Genomic DNA, 2,946 nt, shown 5'->3' with positions numbered 1-2,946 from the left:
ACACGTCGCCGTCGGTGAACAGGGCGCGCTTGACGTTCTCGGCGCCGGTGACGATGCAGCACATGGCGTCGGACAGGTCCGGGGTCATGTGGGAGAGGTTGTCCAGGGCGGTGACCCATCCGGCGGCGACGGCCGCGAGGAGGTTCTCCTCGTCCTTCGGGGCGCGGCGCAGGTCGCCGCTCATGCCCTCGATGATCCGCACGAGCATCCGCCCGCCGGTGGACTTGCCGGCGCCCTGGGGCCCGGTGAGGAAGGGGGCGGGGACGGGCACGGAGGGGCCGAGACAGCCGATGAGCCAAGCGATGGCGAGGCACTCGGTCTCCGCATTCGCGAAGTTGCACAGGCGCATCAGCAGGTCGATGCCCTTGCCGTCGGTGTCCTTGACCGGCAGGGGGAGTTCGCCGGTGAGCTGGGTGCGCCGCCAGCAGACCTCGCGCGGGTCGGGGGTGGTGATGTCCCAGCCGGTGGGGTGGATGCGGACAGACTGCCCGTCGTCGCGGCCCAGGTCCAGCCACGTCGCCCCATCGACGCCAGGGGCGACGCGGATGTGGACGGGCTGCACGTCCTCGGTCAGCGCGAGCGCCTCGATGAGGTCGAGCGCCTCCTTCAAGGCGGTCCCGTTGAACACGCCGACCCCGTCCTTGTACAGGCCGACCATGAGTTCTTGGCGGTGGCTGCCCGTCGTGCCCTGGGAACGGATCGGACGGGCCACGGGGTGGCCGGTGCGCTGCGCGTACACGGTGCCGTCGGCGGTGCGGAAGTACCGGAAGTGCGTTTGCGCGTAGTCGGTGATGATCTCGCGGGCCGGAGTCTTGTCGTCCTCGGACATTGCGCCTCACAGCCCCAGCGCGGATTGGGCGTTGGTCCAGGCGTCGGTGCAGTGCCGGGGCGATTCGCCCTTGGCCTGCGCGGCGGCGAACAGCCGCTGCACGTGCGCGTCGGTGAGGCAGCCGCACCGACCGTGCGCGGACAAGACGGCGAGGAACGTGCGGTAGGTGGTGGTGTGGATCGCGCTGGTGGCGGCGGTGATGCGCTGCTCGGCCATGGCGATGCCGCGCTCCAGGTAGGTGGGCGTGCGGTGCCGGCACTTCCCACCCCCGGCCCGCACGGGCGCCGTGACGACGAGTTGGGCAGGCTGGACCTTTGGCGGCTTCTTCGCGGCCAGGGCGCGGACGGCGGCGGGCAGGTCGGTCATGGTGCCGGTGCCGGGACCGAGCCAACGGGCGTAGGACATCAGGCTCTTGATGTCGATGCCGGGCCGCACCGCGTTCGGGGACTGCATGGTGCCGCGGTAGATCCAGTGCTCGCCCCGCGTCGTCGGCACCGTGCGGGTGGCGGGAAGGTTCTCGCGGGCCCAGGCGACGGCTGCTGCGTCGTCCAGGTCGACGACCGTGAGCCCTGCTCCGCCGGGGTGGTAGGCGACGGCTGCTGCCTCACGCCACGCGGACGCCCATGCCGTCGAGGTGAGGACAGCGGGGTCGGTGGTGGCTGCGGCCCAGGCGTGGCACGGCCGCGGGCACTCGCAGGGGCCGGCGTTCTTCATATTCGTCCGGCCACCGCACACGTTGCCCCTGCACGCGGTGCAGTTGCCGAAAGGGACCTTGCCCGCCCGCAGGGGCAGGGCCGGCACGTCGGCGGCGGCCAGGGCGAGGGCTACTCGCCGATTGTCGGTGGGTTGGGTCATGCTGGAGACCTCCTTGGTCTCTCGACAGGCGAGGGAGATGAGGGCGGCCCGAGGCTTTGGCGAGACGCGGGCCGCCCTTGCTGTATCTAGAAGGGCGGTTCGTCGCTGTAGCCGCCGGGCGGCGTGCGCCGCAGGGCGCGGGGCAGACGCGGCAGGGGCAGCAAGAGCCAGCAGCGGGAGTTGTCCCAGCAGGCGCAGGGCTCCCATTCGGTGCCGGCGTACTCGCCGTTGTGGTCGCCGTAGTCGTAGGAGGTGCCTCCGTTGCCCTCGCAGGCGGAGCAGTCGGGACGAGGGGTGTCGGTGAGATAGAGCCCCCGGTGGGGGCAGATGGCGCGCTGGATACGCAGACGCATGACGAGTCTCCTAGCGGTGGTTGATGGTGCCGTTGGCGCGGCCGAGGAAGCCGGTTGAGGTGATGTGCTGGGTGATGTGCGGGCGTTGCATTTCGCGTTGCGCGGCGGTGAGGCGGGCTCGGACGCGGCTGATGACGGCAGCGGCTGCGGCGCCGCCGGCGGCGAGGGCGGCCACCGTGGACCACAGGACGTGGCTGATGGCGACCAGCCCGGGCGCGGCGGCGGACAGGCCGACCGCGGTGATGGCGATGCCGCCGCCGACGGTCGGCGCGAGCAGCGCGGTGGCTTTGGCCCAGGCCGGGATCGGCTGGGCCACCGGCGCCGCCGGGATCACCGGCGGGGGTGGTGTGGTGGGTCCGGTGCTGTAGGCCAGGGCGCGTTCTCCGGAGGGGAGGATGACTTCCTGGACGCCGGGCGGGATGTCCTGTGGGGGCAGCGTGGGGTGGGGGTGTTGGGGGTGCACGGGTCCTCCTTGCGCCCGGCGGCCGGGCGGTTAGGCGGTGAGGTGGGTGAGGGCTTCGGCGATGGCCTGGCAGGCGGCGGTGATCGGCTTGCTGGCGCCGGTGCTGGCGATGAAGAAGCCGAAGAGGAACACCGCGAGGGCGGAGCCGAGCTGGACGTAGCGCAGGCGTATGAGGGCGAGGCTGATGAGTCCGAAGAGGACGGCGGCGGAGACCGTGACGGCCATGGGACGACTCCCTGGAAGGGTGTGGAGGATGAGTCCGGCCGCCCGTTCGTGGGCGGCCGGAGGGGCTGTGCGGGCCTGTCATCTGGCCTGTCAGCTGTCTGTCACCTGTCACCTGTCTGTCACCTGTAACGCGCAGGTCAGAAAGGGGAACAGGCCGCGCTGACAGGCCGAAGCCCCCTTGTCCGGGTCGGGTGACAGGTGACAGACAGGAGGGGCTCTTA

4 protein-coding genes and 1 pseudogene are annotated in these 2,946 nt (G+C 71.5%); all 5 read right to left on the bottom strand.

The window, feature by feature from the left end; all coding sequences use genetic code 11:
• Positions 1 to 829, bottom strand: a pseudogene (locus tag ACLJT4_RS42175) (ATP-binding protein); the annotation flags it as partial.
• Positions 830 to 835: 6 nt separating this feature from the next.
• Positions 836 to 1,684, bottom strand: coding sequence for a bifunctional DNA primase/polymerase (locus ACLJT4_RS42170; protein ID WP_411130456.1), 849 nt, complete (start codon positions 1,682 to 1,684; stop codon positions 836 to 838).
• A gap of 86 nt (positions 1,685 to 1,770) precedes the next feature.
• Positions 1,771 to 2,037, bottom strand: a complete 267-nt coding sequence (locus ACLJT4_RS42165; RefSeq protein ID WP_411130454.1) for a hypothetical protein — start codon at positions 2,035 to 2,037, stop codon at positions 1,771 to 1,773.
• A gap of 10 nt (positions 2,038 to 2,047) precedes the next feature.
• Positions 2,048 to 2,500 (bottom strand): hypothetical protein, encoded by a 453-nt coding sequence (locus ACLJT4_RS42160; RefSeq protein WP_411130453.1) that lies wholly within the window; start codon positions 2,498 to 2,500, stop codon positions 2,048 to 2,050.
• A 30-nt stretch (positions 2,501 to 2,530) separates the two neighbouring features.
• On the bottom strand, positions 2,531 to 2,725 hold the full coding sequence (locus ACLJT4_RS42155) for a hypothetical protein (protein WP_411130451.1): 195 nt from the start codon (positions 2,723 to 2,725) through the stop codon (positions 2,531 to 2,533).
• Between the last annotated feature and the right edge of the window lie 221 nt (positions 2,726 to 2,946).

Origin of the sequence: Streptomyces sp. x-19, assembly GCF_046549115.1 — a bacterium.
In the GTDB taxonomy this organism is placed as follows: Bacteria; Actinomycetota; Actinomycetes; order Streptomycetales; family Streptomycetaceae; genus Streptomyces; species Streptomyces albulus_C.
This window is presented reverse-complemented; position numbering and strand designations above follow the sequence as displayed.